Origin of the sequence: Burkholderia puraquae (assembly GCF_002099195.1) — a bacterium.
GTDB lineage: Bacteria > Pseudomonadota > Gammaproteobacteria > Burkholderiales > Burkholderiaceae > Burkholderia > Burkholderia puraquae.
This window is the reverse complement of sequence record NZ_NBYX01000003.1, coordinates 294,193-311,629: the sequence shown is the minus strand read 5'-3', so window position 1 is coordinate 311,629 and position 17,437 is coordinate 294,193. Positions and strand designations below refer to the sequence as shown.

General features: G+C 67.6%; 7 protein-coding genes and 1 pseudogene. 5 read left to right on the top strand and 3 right to left on the bottom strand.

All coding sequences use genetic code 11. The annotated features are described in order from the left end of the window. The first annotated feature begins 640 nt into the window (after positions 1–640). From B7G54_RS08315 to B7G54_RS08305, 3 genes are all read left to right on the top strand, one after another. Complete coding sequence (locus B7G54_RS08315) at positions 641–9,115, top strand: autotransporter-associated beta strand repeat-containing protein (protein ID WP_425266468.1); 8,475 nt, start codon at positions 641–643, stop codon at positions 9,113–9,115. Between the two features lie 156 nt (positions 9,116–9,271). Next, on the top strand, positions 9,272–11,494 hold the full coding sequence (locus tag B7G54_RS08310) for an amylo-alpha-1,6-glucosidase (protein WP_085038649.1): 2,223 nt from the start codon (positions 9,272–9,274) through the stop codon (positions 11,492–11,494). A gap of 96 nt (positions 11,495–11,590) precedes the next feature. Then, a complete protein-coding gene (locus B7G54_RS08305; protein WP_011354368.1) occupies positions 11,591–11,842 on the top strand; it encodes a hypothetical protein in 252 nt (83 codons plus the stop codon). A gap of 499 nt (positions 11,843–12,341) precedes the next feature. Here B7G54_RS08305 and penR read toward each other — a convergent pair whose 3' ends face one another. Continuing rightward, a complete protein-coding gene (gene penR / locus B7G54_RS08300) occupies positions 12,342–13,232 on the bottom strand; it encodes a beta-lactamase transcriptional regulator PenR (protein ID WP_085038648.1) in 891 nt (296 codons plus the stop codon). Between the two features lie 127 nt (positions 13,233–13,359). Here penR and blaPEN-bcc point away from each other — a divergent pair, with 127 nt between their 5' ends. Continuing rightward, positions 13,360–14,298 carry a PEN family class A beta-lactamase, Bcc-type gene (gene blaPEN-bcc, locus B7G54_RS08295; protein ID WP_085038647.1) on the top strand — a complete coding sequence of 313 codons (939 nt, stop codon included), beginning with the start codon at positions 13,360–13,362 and terminating at the stop codon, positions 14,296–14,298. Between the two features lie 474 nt (positions 14,299–14,772). Here the strand turns inward: blaPEN-bcc and B7G54_RS08290 are convergent, their stop codons facing one another. Together B7G54_RS08290 and B7G54_RS08280 are read right to left on the bottom strand one after the other, a co-directional pair. Further along, a complete protein-coding gene (locus tag B7G54_RS08290) occupies positions 14,773–14,973 on the bottom strand; it encodes a DUF805 domain-containing protein (protein WP_085038646.1) in 201 nt (66 codons plus the stop codon). 670 nt (positions 14,974–15,643) lie between these two features. After that, positions 15,644–16,204: pseudogene (locus tag B7G54_RS08280) on the bottom strand (transposase); the annotation flags it as partial. A gap of 537 nt (positions 16,205–16,741) precedes the next feature. Between B7G54_RS08280 and B7G54_RS38995 the strand changes: the two are divergent. After that, positions 16,742–17,425, top strand: coding sequence for a TagK domain-containing protein (locus B7G54_RS38995; RefSeq protein WP_165765564.1), 684 nt, complete (start codon positions 16,742–16,744; stop codon positions 17,423–17,425). Positions 17,426–17,437: the final 12 nt, after the last annotated feature.

The following is a 17,437-nucleotide window of genomic DNA, read 5'->3' as shown; positions in this document are numbered from 1 at the left end:
ATGGCAATGTGCGGATTATCTCGCGTCGCTCTTTCCCGGGTGTGCAGATATTGCGTTGCGAAAAGGGAGCGTGATAATCGCGCCGATATCGGTGTTTTCACGGATCCGTCGATTCCCGTGTTTTTAAGAAATTCAAAAAATCTGACTGGCAACATACGAATTTACCTGTTTTAAGTGCTCCGATAAGTAAAAAGTGCGCGCTCACTGATCCCCTGATCTGACAGGGGAAAGATCGACTGGAAAAGCCTGTTTTTTTGATATAGCCTTGTCTGACAAAAAGCAGGGCGGTAATCAAATCAACCAGAAAATCGCTGCAGAAAAACAGGGGCCACCGACATGTCATTCGACTAGTTTCACGCCTGCCTTCCGGGGGCAATTAAAGATTCGTCCATGAATAAACCGACGTCGCGTCGCGACAGCCGGGTTGCACCCTTTTGTCCGCGATTTTCTGCTGTCGGCTGTTCGATTTCACGGTAATGCCAATTCCAATAACATAACGAGGGAAAGCATGAATCTTGCGCGTTCGAAAAAAGCCGGCGAACCGTTTCCGAGACTGTTGTTGCCGACGGGCGTTTTCCTGGCGCTGTCCGGGGCCGGTATCGTGCCCGCCAATGCGACCTGTTCCACGGCGGGCACGACGGTGACCTGCTCCGGGGTCGCCAACCCGCTTGCGCCGAGCTATTCGAACAGCGCGAACAACATCCACGCGACCGTCAACCCCGGCGCGAGCGTCGGCGTGCTGCTCGGCGTCGGCGGCACCGCGATGTCGCTGACGGGCAGCAACACCCAGCTGACCAACAACGGCACGATCGACCCGTCGGCACTCGGCAGCGGGCTCGGCGTGCTGTCGAGCGGCGCGGTGATCGGCAACGCGGCGGCGAGTGCCGGCACCAGCGTGACCAACAACGGCACGATGAACGGCTCGACCGGCGTGGCGATCAGCGGCGTGACCGGCATGGCGCTGTCGGTCCAGAACGGCACGGGCGGCACGTCGACGATCAACAACACCGGCACGATCGGCTCGAGCCCGCTGGTCGGCGCGACCCTCATCGGTGCGGATGCGCCCGTGGTCGCCGCGTACGGCGGCGCCACGGTCAACATGACGAACAGCGGGACGATCGTCGGCCGCGTGTCGCTCGGTTCGAACGGCACGCCCGGGGCGGGCAACTCGTTCGTCAACTCGGGCACGATCAACGGCAGCGTATCGATGGGCGCGAACAGCACGAACTCGTTCACCGCGGTGACGGGCTCGTCGGTCAACACCGCGGGCGGCACCGGGGGCGGGTTCAACATCACGGTCGGCCCGGTCACGCTCGGCGTCGCGGCAACGGGCACGGTCGACGGCGGCGCGGGCGGCGACAACACGCTCAAGCTGCAGCAGGGGGCCGGCGCGAACGGCACGATCGCGGTCAACAACTACATCAACTTCAATCACGTCGACGTCCAGAGCGGCAACTGGACGATCAACGGCGCATCGACTGCGCAGGACGCGACGCTGGCGGGCGGCGTCGCGATCATCAACAACAACGCATCGCTCGGCACGGGCACCATCACGGCCACCGGCGGCGCGTTGCAGGCGGGCACGGCCGGGCTTGACGTCAGCAACAACGTGAGCCTCGGCGCGGGCGGCCTGACGGTGCAGGGCGCGACCGGGCTCACGCTGTCGGGCACGGTGACGGGCGGCGGCGCGCTGACGAAGAACGACGGCGGCACGCTGACGCTGTCCGGCGCGAACACCTACACGGGCGGCACGAACCTGAACGCCGGCGGCATCGTCGTCGGCAACAACGGGGCGCTCGGCGCCGGCGCGCTGAACGTCAACGGTTCGGCCACGCTCGACTCGAGTGCGAACACGACGCTCAACAACACCGTCAATCTCGCCACGGGCACGACGCTGACGGTGGGCGGCAGCAACAATCTCGGGCTGGCGGGCTCCATCAACGGCAACGGCGGCCTCGTGAAGAACGGTGCGGCGACGCTGACGCTGACCGGCGCGAACACGTTCACCGGCGACACGACGATCAATAGCGGCACGCTCGCGCTGGGCGCGGGCGGCAGCCTCGCGGCGGCCGGCACGGTGAACCTGAGCGGTGCGGGCGCGACGTTCGACCTGAGCAATGCCTCGGGTGCGCAGACGATCGGCGCGCTGGCGGGCGCGGCCGGCACCAACGTGGACCTCGGCGCGAATGCGCTGACGTTGACCGGCAGCGGCAATACGACGTATGGGGGCACGATCGGCGGCACGGGCAGCGTGACGCTGTCCGGCACCGGCACGCAGGCGCTGACCGGCACGAACGTGTACACGGGCGGCACGAACCTGAACGGCGGCAACCTCGCCGTCGGCAGCAACACGGCGCTCGGCACCGGCGCGGTGAACGTGAACGGCTCGTCGACGCTCGATGCGACCGCCAACGTGTCGCTCGCGAACAATGTCAACGTTGCCACCGGCACGACGCTGACAGTCGTCGGCAGCGCCGATGTCGGCCTGAGCGGCACGGTCTCGGGCGGCGGCGGTCTCGTGAAGAACGGCGCGGCGACCGTGACGCTGTCCGGCGCGAACAGCTACACCGGCGGCACGACGCTGAATGCCGGCGGGCTGGTGCTCGGCAACAATGCGGCGCTCGGCACGGGCGCGCTGAACGTCGGCGGCGCAGCGACGCTCGATACGAGCGCGAACGTGTCGGTCAACAACGCAGTCAACCTCGCCACCAGTTCGGCGCTGACGCTCGGCGGCAGCAACGCCCTCACGCTGAACGGCGGCATCGCCGGCGCGGGCAGTCTCGTGAAGAACGGCGCGGCGACGACGACGTTGACGGCCGCAAATACCTACACGGGCGGCACGACGATCAACGCGGGCACGCTGGCGATCAGCGGCGGCGGCAGCCTCGCGGCGACCGGCGCGGTGAACCTGGCAGGCGCGGTCGCGGCGCTCGACGTGAGCGCCGCGACCGGGGCGCAGTCAATCGGTGCGCTGAGCGGCGTCGCCGGGACGAACGTCGCGCTGGGCAACAACGCGCTGACGTTGGGCGGGACCGCCAGCGGCACCTTCGGCGGCGCGATCGGCGGCACCGGCAGCCTGACGCTGGCCGGCACCGGCACGCAGACGCTGAACGGCGCGAGCACCTACTCGGGCGGCACGAACCTGAACGGCGGCAGCAGCGTGGTGCTCGGCAACAACAGCGCGCTCGGTACCGGCACGGTGAACGTGGCGGGCGCGGCAGCGCTCGACACGAACGCGAACCTGTCGGTTGCCAACGCGGTCAATCTTGCCAACGGATCGACGCTGACGCTGGGCGGCAGCAATGCGCTTGCTTTGAGCGGTGGTATCGCCGGCGCGGGCGGTCTCGTGAAGAACGGCCCGGCGACCACGACGCTGACGGGCGCGAATACCTACACGGGCGGCACGACGATCAACGCGGGCACGCTGGCGGTGGGTGCGGGCGGCAGCCTGGCGGCGACCGGTGCGGTGAACCTCGCCAACGCCGGTGCGGCGCTCGACCTGGGCTCGGCGACCAGTGCCCAGACGATCGGCGCGCTGTCGGGCGTCGCCGGGACAGTCGTCAATATGGGCGGCAACGGACTGACGCTGGGCGGGACCGCCAGCGGCACCTTCAGCGGCGTGATCGGCGGGGCGGGCAGCCTGACGCTGTCCGGCACCGGCACGCAGACACTGACGGGCGCGAACGTCTATACGGGCGGCACGAACCTGAACAGCGGCGGCCTCGTGCTCGGCAACGGCGGGGCGCTCGGTTCCGGCGCGCTGAACGTCGGCGGCGCGGCGACACTCGACACGAGCGCGAGCCTGTCGGTCAACAACGCGGTCAATCTCGGCACGGGCGCGACGCTGACGCTCGGCGGCAGCAACGCGCTCACGCTGAATGGCGGCATCGCCGGCGCGGGCGGTCTCGTCAAGGACGGCGCGGCGACGACGACGCTGACGGCCGCGAACACGTACACGGGCGGCACGACGATCAACGCCGGCACGCTGGCGCTGGGCGCGGGCGGCAGCCTGGCGGCGACGGGCGCAGTAAACGTGGCCGGCGCGGGCGCGACGTTCGACCTGAGCGGCGCGACAGGTGCGCAGACGATCGGCGCACTGAGCGGTATTGCCGGCTCGGCCGTGAACCTCGGCGGCAACGGGCTGACGCTGAGCGGGACCGCCAGCGGCACGTTCAGCGGCACGATCGGCGGTACCGGCGGCCTGACCGTGGCCGGCACGGGCACGCAAACACTGTCCGGCACGAACACGTACACCGGCGGCACGACCATCAACGGCGGCAGCACGCTGGCGCTCGGCGCGGGCGGCAGCCTCGCGTCGACCGGGACGGTGAACCTCGCCGGTGCGGGTGCGACGTTCAACCTGGGCGGCGCATCGGGCGCGCAGGCGATCGGCGCGCTGACCGGTGTGGCCGGCACGAACGTGAACCTCGGCGCGAATGCGCTGACATTGAGCGACAGCGGCAACCATACGTTCGGCGGGGCGATCGGCGGCACGGGCGGCGTGACGTTCGCGGGCACCGGGACGCAAACGCTGACGGGCGCGAACACCTACACGGGCGGCACGACGATCGGCGCCGGCGGCACGCTCGCGCTCGATGCGGGTGGCAGCCTGGCCGCAACGGGCGCGGTGAATCTGGCCGGCACGGGCGCGACATTCGACGTGAGCGGCGCATCGGGCGCGCAGACGATCGGCGCGTTGAGCGGCGCGGGCGGCACGAACGTGACGCTTGGCGCGAATGCGCTGACGTTGAGCGGGACCGCCAGCGGCACGTTCGGCGGCGCGATCGGCGGCACGGGCGGTGTGACGTTCGCGAGCACGGGCACGCAGACACTGACGGGCGCGAACACCTACACGGGCGGCACGACGATCAACGGCGGCAGTACGCTCGCGCTTGGCGCGGGCGGCAGCCTGGCTGCGGGTAGCGCAGTGGATCTGGCCGGCACGGGCGCGACATTCGATGTGAGCGGCGCGTCGGGCGCGCAGACGCTCGGCACGCTGAGCGGCGCGGCCGGCACGAACGTCAATCTCGGCGCGAATGCGCTGACGTTGAACGGCAGCACCAATGGCACGTTCGGCGGCGCGATCGGCGGCGCGGGCGGTGTGACGTTCGCGGGCACCGGGACGCAGACGTTGACGGGCGCGAACACGTACACGGGCGGCACGACGATCAACGGCGGCAGCACGCTGGCGCTGGGTGCGAACGGCAGCCTCGCGTCGACGGGCACGGTGAATCTCGCGGGCACAGGCGCGACGTTCAACCTGGGCGGCGCATCGGGTGCGCAAACGATCGGCGCGTTGAACGGCGCGGCCGGCACGAACGTGGATCTCGGCGCGAACGCGCTGACGCTGAGCGGAACCGCCAGCGGTACGTTCGGCGGCGCGATCGGCGGCACGGGTGGTGTGACGTTCGCAGGCACCGGCACGCAGACGCTGACGGGGGCGAACACGTACACGGGCGGCACGACCATCAACGGCGGCAGCACGCTGGCGCTTGGCGCGGGCGGCAGCCTCGCGTCGGGCAGTGCGGTGAATCTGGCCGGCACGGGCGCGACGTTCAACCTGAGCGGCGCATCGGGCGCGCAGACGCTCGGTACGCTGAGCGGCGCGGCCGGCACGAACGTCAATCTCGGCGCGAATGCGCTGACGTTGAACGGCAGCACCAATGGCACGTTCGGCGGCGTGATCGGCGGCACGGGTGGTGTGACGTTCGCAGGCACCGGCACGCAGACGCTGACGGGGGCGAACACGTATACGGGCGGCACGACCATCAACGGCGGCAGCACGTTGGCATTGGGCGCGGGCGGCAGCCTCGCATCGGGCAGCGCGGTGAATCTGGCCGGCACGGGTGCGACGTTCAACCTGAGCGGCGCATCGGGCGCGCAGACGCTCGGTACGCTGAACGGTGCCACCGGCACGAACGTGAATCTCGGCGCGAATGCGCTGACGTTGAACGGCGGCGGCAACGGCACGTTCGGCGGCGTGATCGGCGGTACGGGCGGCGTGACGTTCGCGGGTGCCGGCACGCAAACGCTGACGGGCGCGAACACGTACACGGGAGGCACGACCATCAACGGCGGCAGCACGCTGGCGCTTGGCGCAGGCGGCAGCCTCGCATCGGGCGGTGCGGTGAATCTGGCCGGTACGGGCGCGACGTTCAACCTGAGCGGCGCGACGGGTGCGCAAACGATCGGCGCGTTGAACGGCGCGGCCGGCACGAACGTGACGCTTGGCGCGAACGCACTGACGTTGAGCGGAAGCGGCGGAACATTCGGCGGCACGATCGGTGGCACGGGCGGCGTGACGTTCGCGGGTGCCGGCACGCAAACGCTGACGGGCGCGAACACCTACACGGGCGGCACGACCATCAACGGCGGCAGCACGCTGGCGCTCGGCGCGGGCGGCAGCCTCGCATCGGGCAGTGCGGTGAATCTGGCCGGCGCGGGTGCAACATTCAACCTGAGCGGCGCATCGGGCGCGCAGACGCTCGGTACGCTGAGCGGCGTCACTGGCACGACCGTCAATCTCGGCGCGAATGCGCTGACGTTGAACGGCAGCACCAATGGCACGTTCGGCGGCGCGATCGGCGGCACGGGCGGCGTGACGTTCGCGGGTACCGGTACGCAAACGCTGACGGGCGCGAACACCTACACGGGCGGCACGACCATCAACGGCGGCAGTACGCTGGCGCTCGGCGCAGGCGGCAGCCTCGCGTCGGGCAGCGCGGTGAATCTCGCGGGCACGGGCGCGACGTTCAACGTGAGTGGCGCGACGGGCGCACAGACGATCGGTGCGCTAAGCGGCAGCGCTGGCACGAACGTGAACCTCGGCACGAATGCGCTGACCTTGAACGGCAGCACCAACGGCACGTTCGGCGGGACGATCGGCGGGGCGGGCGGCGTGACAGTTGCCGGTAGCGGCACGCAAACGCTGACGGGGGCGAACACGTACACGGGCGGCACGACCATCAACGGCGGCAGCACGCTGGCGCTCGGCGCGGGCGGCAGCCTCGCGTCGACGGGCGCGGTGAATCTCGCGGGCACGGGCGCGACGTTCGACGCGAGCGGCGCGACCGGCGCCCAGACGATCGGCACGCTGAACGGCGCGGCCGGCGCGACCGTCAATCTCGGCGCCAATGCGCTGACCTTGAACGGGAGCGGCAACGGCACATTCGGCGGGACGATCGGCGGGGCCGGTGGGGTAACGATCGCCGGCACCGGTACGCAGACGCTGACGGGCGCGAACACGTACACGGGCGGCACCACGATCGCGGCCGGCGGCGCGCTGCAACTCGGCAATGGCGGCACGTCGGGCAGCATCGTCGGCAATGTCGTCGACAACGGCGCGCTGATCGTCAATCAATCCGGCAACGTGACGATTGCAAGCGTGCTGTCCGGCACCGGCTCGCTGACGCAGGCCGGCAGCGGGCAACTGACGTTGACGGGCACCAGCACGCTGAGCGGCCCGACTACGGTTGGCGCGGGCACGCTCGCCGTCAATGGTTCGCTCGGCCAGTCGACGGTGACCGTGCAGAACGGTGCGACGGTCACGGGCACCGGCACGATCGGCGGCCTCGTGGTGCAGGGCGGCGCGACGGCGGCTGCATCGCAGCCGGGCGCGGCGCTGAACGTGGGCGGCAACGTCACGTTCCAGCCGGGTTCGACGTTCCAGGTCGCGGCCACGCCGCAGCAAAGCGGCAGCCTCGCGGCGGGCGGCACGGCGACGCTGAACGGCGGCACCGTGCAGGTGCTCGCGAACCAGAGCGGCTACCAGCCGAGCACGACCTATACGATCCTCTCCGCATCGTCGGGCGTACAGGGCACGTTCAGCCAGGTGAATGCGAACTACGCATTCCTCGCGCCGACGCTCAGCTACGATCCGGATCACGTGTACCTGCGGCTGGTCTCGAACGGCACCGCGTTTCCCGATGTCGCGACGACGCCGAACCAGCGCTCGGTCGCGGCCGCGCTCGGCGGGCTCGGCGCAGGCAACCCGCTGTACGACGCGGTGGTGACGGCCGACGCGACGACCGCACGCCGCGCATACGGGCTGCTCGACGGCGAACTGCAGGCCAGCCTGAAGAGCATGCTGCTGCTCGACAGCCGCTATGTGCGCGACGCGGTGACCGATCGCGTCCGCCAGGGCCTCGCGCCTGGATCGGGCCCGCTCGCCGCGCTGTCGTCGGGTGGCGCAGCCTTGTGCGGCGACAACACGGCCGGCGTGGCCGACCCGACGCTGCCGCCGGAACGCCGGATCGGCTCGCGCGACGGCTGCTACGGCGGCACGCCTTACCAGCCGGTTGTCTGGGGGCAGGCGTTCGGCGGCCGCAGCCGGCTCACCGGCGACGGCAACGCGTCGACGATCAACCGCAGCATGACGGGCTTCATCGCCGGTGCCGACATGGCGCTCAACGACAAGTGGCGTGCGGGCCTGGCAGCAGGCGTCACGCACAGCTCGCTCGACAACGACCAGAGTTCGTCGGCGTCGGTGAACAGCTACTACCTGTCGCTGTACGGCGGCGCGCAATACGGTGCGCTCGGCGTGCGCGGCGGCGCGTCGTACACGTGGTACCGGATCAACAGCGACCGTTCCCCGGGCTTCGCGGGCTTCTCCGATCATGACTCGGCCGGCTACGACGCACATTCGGCGCAGGTATTCGGCGAAGTCGGCTATGCGCTGCCGGTCGGGCCCGTGGCGATCGAACCGTTTGCGGGCCTCGCGTATGTGAGCCTGCATACCGACGGCTATACGGAAACAGGCGGCGCGGCCGCGCTGCGTGCCGGCGGCGAGACGACCCACGTCGGCTTCTCGACCCTCGGTTTGCGCGCGGCGTCGCAGCTCGGCTCGATCGCGAGCGGCACGTTCACCGCGCGCGGGACGGTCGGCTGGCGGCATGCGTTCGGCAACGTGCGGCCGTCGTCGGCGTTCACGTTCGCGAACGGCGGTACGTCGTTCCAGGTATCGGGCGTGCCGATTGCTCGCGACAGCGCCGTGCTCGAGGCCGGCATCGACGCGAACATCACGAAGCGCCTGACGCTGGGTCTCACGTACAGCGGCCAGTACGGCAGCGGCGTGCGCGACAACGCCATCCTCGGCAACATCCTGTGGAAGTTCTGACCTGCACGTGATGTACCTGTGCGCGACGCCAGGCGGCGACGACAACGTCGCATGGCGTCGCGTCCTGTTCGTCGCTGCGCACGTTCCCCGTTCTGTCCTATCCTGTGCGAACCACGCGACGCGCGACGCGCGTTGCGCCTCGACACAGGAGCATCGATGCCGAATCACGCCGAAGCCACGACGACACAGGCGCCGCAAGTCGCGCCTGTTGCCCCGACCCTCGCGTCGGGCCCCGCATTCATCGCGCCCGAAGCCGATCCGCAGGCGCTGGCGCGCAACAACCAGTACGTCCTGAAATCCGGCGACGCGTTCGTGGTCAGCGACGCGCTCGGCGACATCGGCGGTCATGACGACGGCCTGTTCGTCGACGACATGCGCGTGCTGTCGACGTGGCGCCTGACGTTCGGCGGCCGCGCGCCGTCGCTGCTGTCGGGCGCGACGAGCGCCGACAACGCCTCGTTCACCGCGCACCTGACGAACCGCCCGCTGCCGCCGCTCGGCGGCCACGAAACGCCCGAGGGCGTGATCCACATCGAGCGGATGCGTGTGCTTGCGGGCGACGTGCTTTACGAAGCGCTGACGCTGACGAACTACGGTGCGAGCGAAGCCGAGGTGCCGCTGTCGCTGTCGTTCGCGGCCGATTTCAAGGACATGTTCGAGGTGCGCGGCACGCAGCGCCCGAAGCGCGGCACCGTGGCGGCGCCGCGCGTCGACGGAGGCACGGTGCGGCTGCGCTATGACGGCCTCGACAGTGTCGAGCGCAACGTGACCGTGCATTTCTCGCCGGCGCCCGATGCGCTGTCGGTCGATCGTGCCGACTACACGCTGACGATCGCCGCGCAGGCATGCGTGTCGATCTACCTGACCGTCGATGCGACGCTCGGCCCGGTGCATGCGGAAGGACCGGGATGCGGCCGCGTCGCGCTGCGCACCGCGCTCGTCGGCGTGCACCGCGAGATGCGTGCGCGGCGCGAATCGATGGCGCGCGTGAACACCGGCAATCCCTTGTTCGACGCGTGGCTCGACCGCTCGCTCGCGGATCTCGGGCTGCTCACGACGCAGCTCGACACGGGGCCTTACCCGTATGCGGGCATTCCGTGGTTCTCGACACCGTTCGGCCGCGACGCGGTGATCACGTCGCTGCAGATGCTGTGGCTGCAGCCGTCGCTCGCGCGCGGCGTGCTGCGGTTCCTGGCCGAGCATCAGGCGCGCGAGACTTCCGCGTTCCGCGATGCGGAGCCCGGCAAGATCATGCACGAGTTCCGCCGCAGCGAGATGGCCGCGACGGGCGAGGTGCCGTTCGCGCTGTACTACGGCGGTGTCGATACGACGCCGCTGTTCATCGTGCTCGCGGGCGCGTATGTCGAACGCACCGGCGACGATGCGCTGATCGACGAGCTGTGGCCCGCGCTCGAGCGCGCCGCGCAATGGGTGATCGACAAGTGCGACCGCAATCCTTACGGACTGCTCGATTACCAGCGCACATCGGAGCGCGGCCTCGCGAACCAGGGCTGGAAGGACAGCCACGATTCGGTGTTCCACGCGGACGGCCGCTTCCCGGACGGGCCGATCGCGCTCGTCGAAGTGCAGGCGTATGCGTGCGCGGCGCTCGATGCGATGTCGACATGCTCGCACCGGCGCGGCCACGCGGCCGATGCCACGCGCTACGCACTGCGCGCGAAGGCGCTGCGTGAGCAGGTCGACGCGCTGTTCTGGATGCCGGAAGGCGATTTCTACGGCATCGCGCTCGACGGTCACGGCGACCTGTGCCGCGTGTTCGCGTCGAACGCGGGGCACCTGCTCGCGTTCGGGCTGCCCGACGCCGAGCGCGGCGCGGCAGTGGCCGGCGTGCTCGGCTCGGCGCTGTTCCAGACGGGGTGGGGCATCCGCACGCTTGCGGCCGGCCAGCCGCGCTTCAACCCGATGGCGTATCACAACGGCTCGGTGTGGCCGCACGACAATGCGCTGATCGCGCGCGGGCTGGCGCGCTACGGCGACAAGACGGCCGCCGTGAACCTGCTGCGCGCGCTGTTCGAGGCGGCGGTGAGCTTCGAGATGCGCCTGCCCGAGCTGTTCTGCGGGTTCCCGCGCCGGCGCGGCGAACCGCCGACCGCGTATCCGGTGGCCTGCCTGCCGCAAGCGTGGGCGGCCGGTGCGCCGTTCATGATGCTGCAGGCCTGCCTCGGCGTGAGCATCGACGCGTCGCGCCACGAGGTGCGGGTCGAGCGCCCGGCGTTGCCGGAAGGTGTCGACTGGCTGCGGATCGACGCGTTGCGCGTCGGCGACGAAACCGTGTCGCTCACCTTCCGCCGCGTCGATGGCCAGGTCGTTGCATCGGCGGAGCAGCCGGGCCGTGTGAAGGTGGTCGCGGTGCTGTAGCGCGGTGCTGCGCGAACGTTGCGCGATGTCGCGCCACGTTCGCGTGCAGCGGCATAGAATCGTGACATGACCCTTGAACGATGGCGGAGGTAGACGATGACGACCGACAACCGGCCCGACGACAGCGAGCACAAGCTCGAGAATCTCGAAGCGGCGGTCGACCACCTGCACAAGTCGATCGAATCGCAGAGCATCGCGGTCGGCGCGGCGAAGGGCATCCTGTTCAGCCTGATCGAAACGCTCGGCGCGCTGATCGGCGATCCCGACCTGCCCGAGCATGCACGCTCGGGATACGAGGCGCTGCGCGACAAGGCGAGCGAATTGCGCGGCGGGCTCGACCGGCATTGATGCCCGGATGGCGCCGGCGTCAGCCGCACGGGCTGCGCCGGCGCTGCCCGATTCTGCAGATGAAGCACAAAACCCCGTGCGCTCAATGAGTTAGATGGCCGATGCGCAGGATATCCACAAGCTTGCCAACACAATCTGTGGAGAACCTTCCGGCCCCTGGGCCGGGTGTGCGGCGCGTGCCGTGCGAAAGCGCATGCGCTGCCACACGGTTGACCGCGCAAGGTCCGTATATCGAATCCCCTTTTGTATCAGGGTGTTACGCGGCGCATTGGAGGGATATCCACAGGCTTGCCAACATATTCTGTGGATAACTCGCAATCGATTGCGTCGTGACAGTTGAGGATCGGCCTGCCGAAGGCCGGCTTGCGAAGCCCCGTGTACACGGGCTGCCCGATGTCTGCATCGGCGCGCTAATTCGTGCGCGATCAAGGGTTTAGGTCCCGGGTACCCAGGATATCCACATCCTTGCCAACACTTTCTGTGGACAAGCGGGGCCGCGTCATTCGGCCCGTGCCGTGGCGGCCGCTTCGGCCGCGATCCAGTCGCGAAAGAGCGTCATCGCCGGTGTGAGCGGCTTCGACTTCAGCGAGGTGAGCCAGTAGCCGCCGGCGCGCACGTCGATGTCGAGCGGCCGCGCGAGCAGGCCGAGCTGCAGTTCGCGCGCGAACATGCACGCCGGCGCGAGCGCGACGCCCGCACCCTGCATGGCGGCCTCGACCATCAGCCGCGACGAATCGAACACGGGCCCGTTGACCGCCCACGGCGCGAGCTGCGCGGCGTCGAACCAGCCGTGCCATTCGTCGATGCGGTACGAGCGCAGCAGCGTTTCATTGGCGAGATCGGCCGGCTGCGCGAGGCGCCGCGCGATTTCCGGCGCGCACAGCGCGGTGAGCGGCGCATCGAGCAGCGGCTCGTTGCGGGTCGCCGGCCAGTTGCCTTCGCCGAAACGGATCGCGAAATCGAGACCCTCGGCCGCCAGGTCGACGACGTTGTTGTTGGTACGCAGCCGCAGCTCGACGAACGGGTGCGTATCGCCGAATTGCTTCAGTCGCGGCATTAGCCAGCCTAGGGCAAAGGTGCCGACGACGCCGAGCGTCAGCACCTCGCGGAAGCGCCCGCCGTCGAACTGCTTGAGCACCGTCTCGATGCGGCTGAACGCGTCGCTCAGCACGGGCAGCAGCGCACGCCCTTCGTCGGTGAGCCCGAGGCCGCGCGGCAGCCGTGTAAACAGCGTGCAGCCGAGCCGCTCCTCGAGCGAGCGCACCTGCTGGCTGACCGCGGCCTGGGTCACGCTCAGCTCGAGGCCGGCGCGCGTGAAGTTCAGGTGGCGCGCAGACGATTCGAACGCGCGCAACGCATTGAGCGGAAGATGAGGGCGGAGCTTGGTCATAAGAATTTCTTTTGTCAGCGCTCAATTATCGTTGCTTGTCAGGCAACCGTAAAGTCTCGATAGTGCTGTCTCGGCGGCCGCCGTTTTCAACCTCGATTCGCCGCCATTCCACCACGAGACAACCGACATGACCTACTCCTCGAAACGTCGAACCCTGTTGCTGGCCGCCGCGACGGCGCCGCTCGTACTCACCGTGACCGCGTGCGCGTCGCGGCAGGCCGCGGCGCCGGATGCGGCCAGCCAGGCAGCGGCGGCAGCCGCGGACGCCGTGGCGCCCGCGGCTGCCGAGGCGGCGCTTGCCGATCTCGAGCGCGACGCGGGCGGCCGTCTCGGCGTGTGTGCGATCGACACCGCGCGCGGCCGCATCGTCGAACATCGCTCGAGTGAGCGATTCCCGTTCTGCAGTACGTTCAAGGCGATGCTGAGCGCGGCGGTGCTGGCGCAGAGCGTCGATCGCCCCGGCCTGCTGCAACAGCACGTCACGTACACGCAGGCCGACCTCGTCAACTATTCGCCGGTGTCCGGGAAGCATGTCGGCACGGGCATGACGGTCGCCGCGCTGTGCGAGGCCGCGATCCAGTACAGCGACAACTCGGCTGCGAACCTGCTGATGAAGCTGATCGGCGGCCCGTCCGCCGTGACCGCGTTCGCGCGCTCGATCGGCGACGACGCGTTCCGGCTCGATCGATGGGAGACCGAACTGAATACCGCGCTGCCGGGCGACCCGCGCGACACGACGACGCCCGCCGCGATGGCCGCGAGCATGCGCGTGCTCACGCTCGGCGAGGCGCTGCCGGCCGCGCAGCGTGCGCAGCTCGTCAGCTGGCTGCGCGGCAACAAGGTCGGCGACAAGCGGATTCGTGCGGGCGTGCCGGCCGGGTGGAAGGTCGGCGACAAGACGGGAACCGGCGACTACGGGACGACGAACGATGCCGGCGTCATCTGGCCGGCGTCGGGCGCGCCGATCGTGCTGGTCGTGTACTACACGCAGATGCAAGCCGATGCGCGGGCGAAGGACGACGTGATCGCGTCGGTCGCGCGCATCGTCGCGCAGACGTTCGGTTGAGCGGTGCGGCGTGCGTGACGCGATCCGCATGCATGCCGTGCCGCAGTCGTGACCCGCGTGACCAAACGTTGTGCGATCAACGACTTAGGTCACGCATGCTCAGGATATCCACATGCTTGCCAACAAAAATTGTGGACAAGCCTGCGTGCGGCCGCGTTCCCCATCGCGTGCGCCGCCGTGCCGCGTTTGAAGCGGCGCGGACAAAGTCTTTCGGATCAAGCGCTTGGCTGCGGTATGCGCAGGCTATCCACACGCTTGCCAACAAAATCTGTGGACAAGCAGGTTCGCACACACGGAAGGCGGCCCGTCACGTGGCGAGACGATGTGCGAACGGCACTTTGCCGGCCGCGTGCCGCATTTGAAGCAGCGCGGACAAAGTCTTTCGGATCAAGCGCTTGGTCGCGGTATGCGCAGGCTATCCACATGCTTGCCAACACAATCTGTGGACAAGCCTGGCGGCCGCGATGGCGACGGTCAGGGCTGCCGATCGTCGACAGCGGGCCAGCGCACGAATGCGAACACCCACAACATGACGAAGTTCAGGACGGGGACGAACATGGTCAGGATCCACCAGCCCGAATGCCCGGTGCGCCGGACGATGCGGACGTACGGATAGATGACGACGGCGACGAGCACGAGTGAGACGACCAGCTGCCACGCGGTGAAGTGTTCCATGGCCTTCCTCGGAGTGAAGTGTCGTGGTGCGGCGCCGGCGCAGCGGCCGGCCCGGCGGGCCGCTGCGCGACGCCGTCGATGCGCAGCCGCGTGCGGCTCGCATGATCTTGATGCGTGACGTGCACGGGCGTCAAGGCGACGGTGATGCGCTGCTGTTGCGCGGGATCGTGCGCTTGCGCGCAGGCCCGGGCCGTCGGGTGCCGCAACCGTGACGCCGAGCATGAACCGTAGCCCGATCAACGGGTTAGCGCAGGCTTGCGCAGGATATCCACAAGCTTGCCAACAAAATCTGTGGGTAAGTGGCGCAGCGCGTGGCGAACATGTGTGAACCGGCTGCGGCGTGCATCGTCGTGACGTCGTGATGCGAAGTGCGGCGAAGCGGTGTACGCGACGGCCATCGCCAGGGCCTCGTCTGCATCACGCGTGCCAAAGTCCATCGGATCAAGGGTTTAGCGCTGCGGTGCGCAGGATATCCACAAGCTTGCCAACATTTTCTGTGGACAACTTTGGCGGTGGCAGCGAACCCTTGTCAGGCGGGCAAGATAGACGATGTGGCGAAACGGGGTGTGGCTGCTTCAGGCCATTTCCACACGATCCCCCATCCCGCATGACGAATTGACATGACACCCCGCTGGAGTTGCCTCTGAAATACCGGACGCGACATCACACTAAGGATTGCTGAATCCATCGAGCGCCGGAACTCGCGAGGCGAGCGATGTTTCAGCGCGCTATGGGAGTGCTTCTCGTTGTAATGCTCGAACACGATGGCCAAATTGCGTGCAGCAGTCGCTGCGTCCGGCGTCGGTATGAAGGCGACGTAGTCGCGTTTCATCGTCTTCACGAAGCTCTCGGCCATCCCGTTACTTTGCGGGCTGCACACCGGCGTGGTCAATGGCTTCAGGCCGATGGCCACTGCGAACCGGCGCGTGTCGTCAGCCGTGTAGCCCGAACCGTTGTCGCTCAGCCACTCGATTTCGGACGGGGTATGCAAGTATCTGCTTGAGCGCGTCGGCCAGTTCCGAGGCCGGAACTACTTCCTCGCCAGCCTTGACCGCTGACGGTTCCCATCCTGATACAGCTTGCGCCAGTGGAACAGCTGGTTCGGATTCACGCCGTGCTGGCGCGCGAACATCGAAACCGATTTCCCCGGCTCGAAACTCTCGCGAACCATCGCCAGCTTTTGCTCCGCCGTCCGGCGCCGCCGGCGCTCCGGGCCCGTCAACACTTCCATCACTTCCTGCCAGGTGTTAGTCAAAGACATAGTCTTATGCCTGCCCGTTATTGTAAGTGGGTGACTGTGTCAGGCGTTTCAGGGGGCTGCTCCAGGCGTCCAGCACTGAGTCCGATGTGCTGGCAGTGCGTCTTGTTATCCCGAGAAGTAAGGATACCTATGGATATGGGTAGGATCTATCTCGACTTGTCGTGTGGTTGATTCGGTCTGCTGGTTGTTGTTCTGCTGGCGTGAATTTGCTTCGGCAGACGGCGCAAGCCATGATCGAGGAGCGTCCAGAAGGCTGCAATATGTCCGTGCCGCCCGATTGGGTTCGCGTGAGGCAGCAAGTCACTTGCCGTTGTCCGCTTGAGCCAGCCCCGGTTGGGCAGACGTTGTGTGTGCAACTTATACGCGGGGCATGTCCATTGTCGCAACAAAAAATCACACCCTGTGATTTTTGCCAGGTTTTGTCAATTTCGGACGCGTCTTATGTGATTTTCCCGATGTGTTCGGTAAATTCGACGCAGGAGAAATTCCGTTCGACGGAGATGAATCGTGAAAGACAATACCTCAGGCAAGGATGTCGCTCGCTTTGGCGATTCAACGGATCACGGCGGCACGGTTGTTCACGTCGCAGACAATTTTATATGCGGGGGATTTCGGGCGCTGTCCATTGGTGACGAATGCGGCGGTGGGGCAGTATTTGGCCTGCTTGAATCATCAGCGTCCCTTCGTGGCAGCGAGGCCCTTCGCCAACTCGATCACAATAACGGTGCTGTGGAGGACGTAAATATTATTGCGTCACTGTACAGTCAATACCTTAGATTTCTCGATGATCCGCTTTCATTGGCCGAGTGGGCAATCCCTCATACACAGGAAGCGACTCCATCTGCGTTGCCCGTGCAGGCTGAACCGGGATTGGGTTTGCTCACTATGGTGGCGTTGCCGCCGCAACCGGTTAAGTCGGTTGCCAAGCCCCAGAGGATCACGGAGCTACTCAGGCCTCCGGTCAAACTTGAACAGCTGTTCGGCGACCTCAGTGGGGTACCGGACCTCTGTGAACCGGAGCAACGGAACGACGTGCTGGGTCTGTTCGCGCCTGCCGAATTCATTGCAGCCGCATCACGCCTTGCTGCCCAGCGGCTACCCGAACTGACGCGACGTGAACATCAAATGGTCGCAATGGATAGCCCTGTGTCCCTGCCAGTCGGGCTGTTGCCTGATAGCGAAACGTCCTGACGTGTCAGTCTG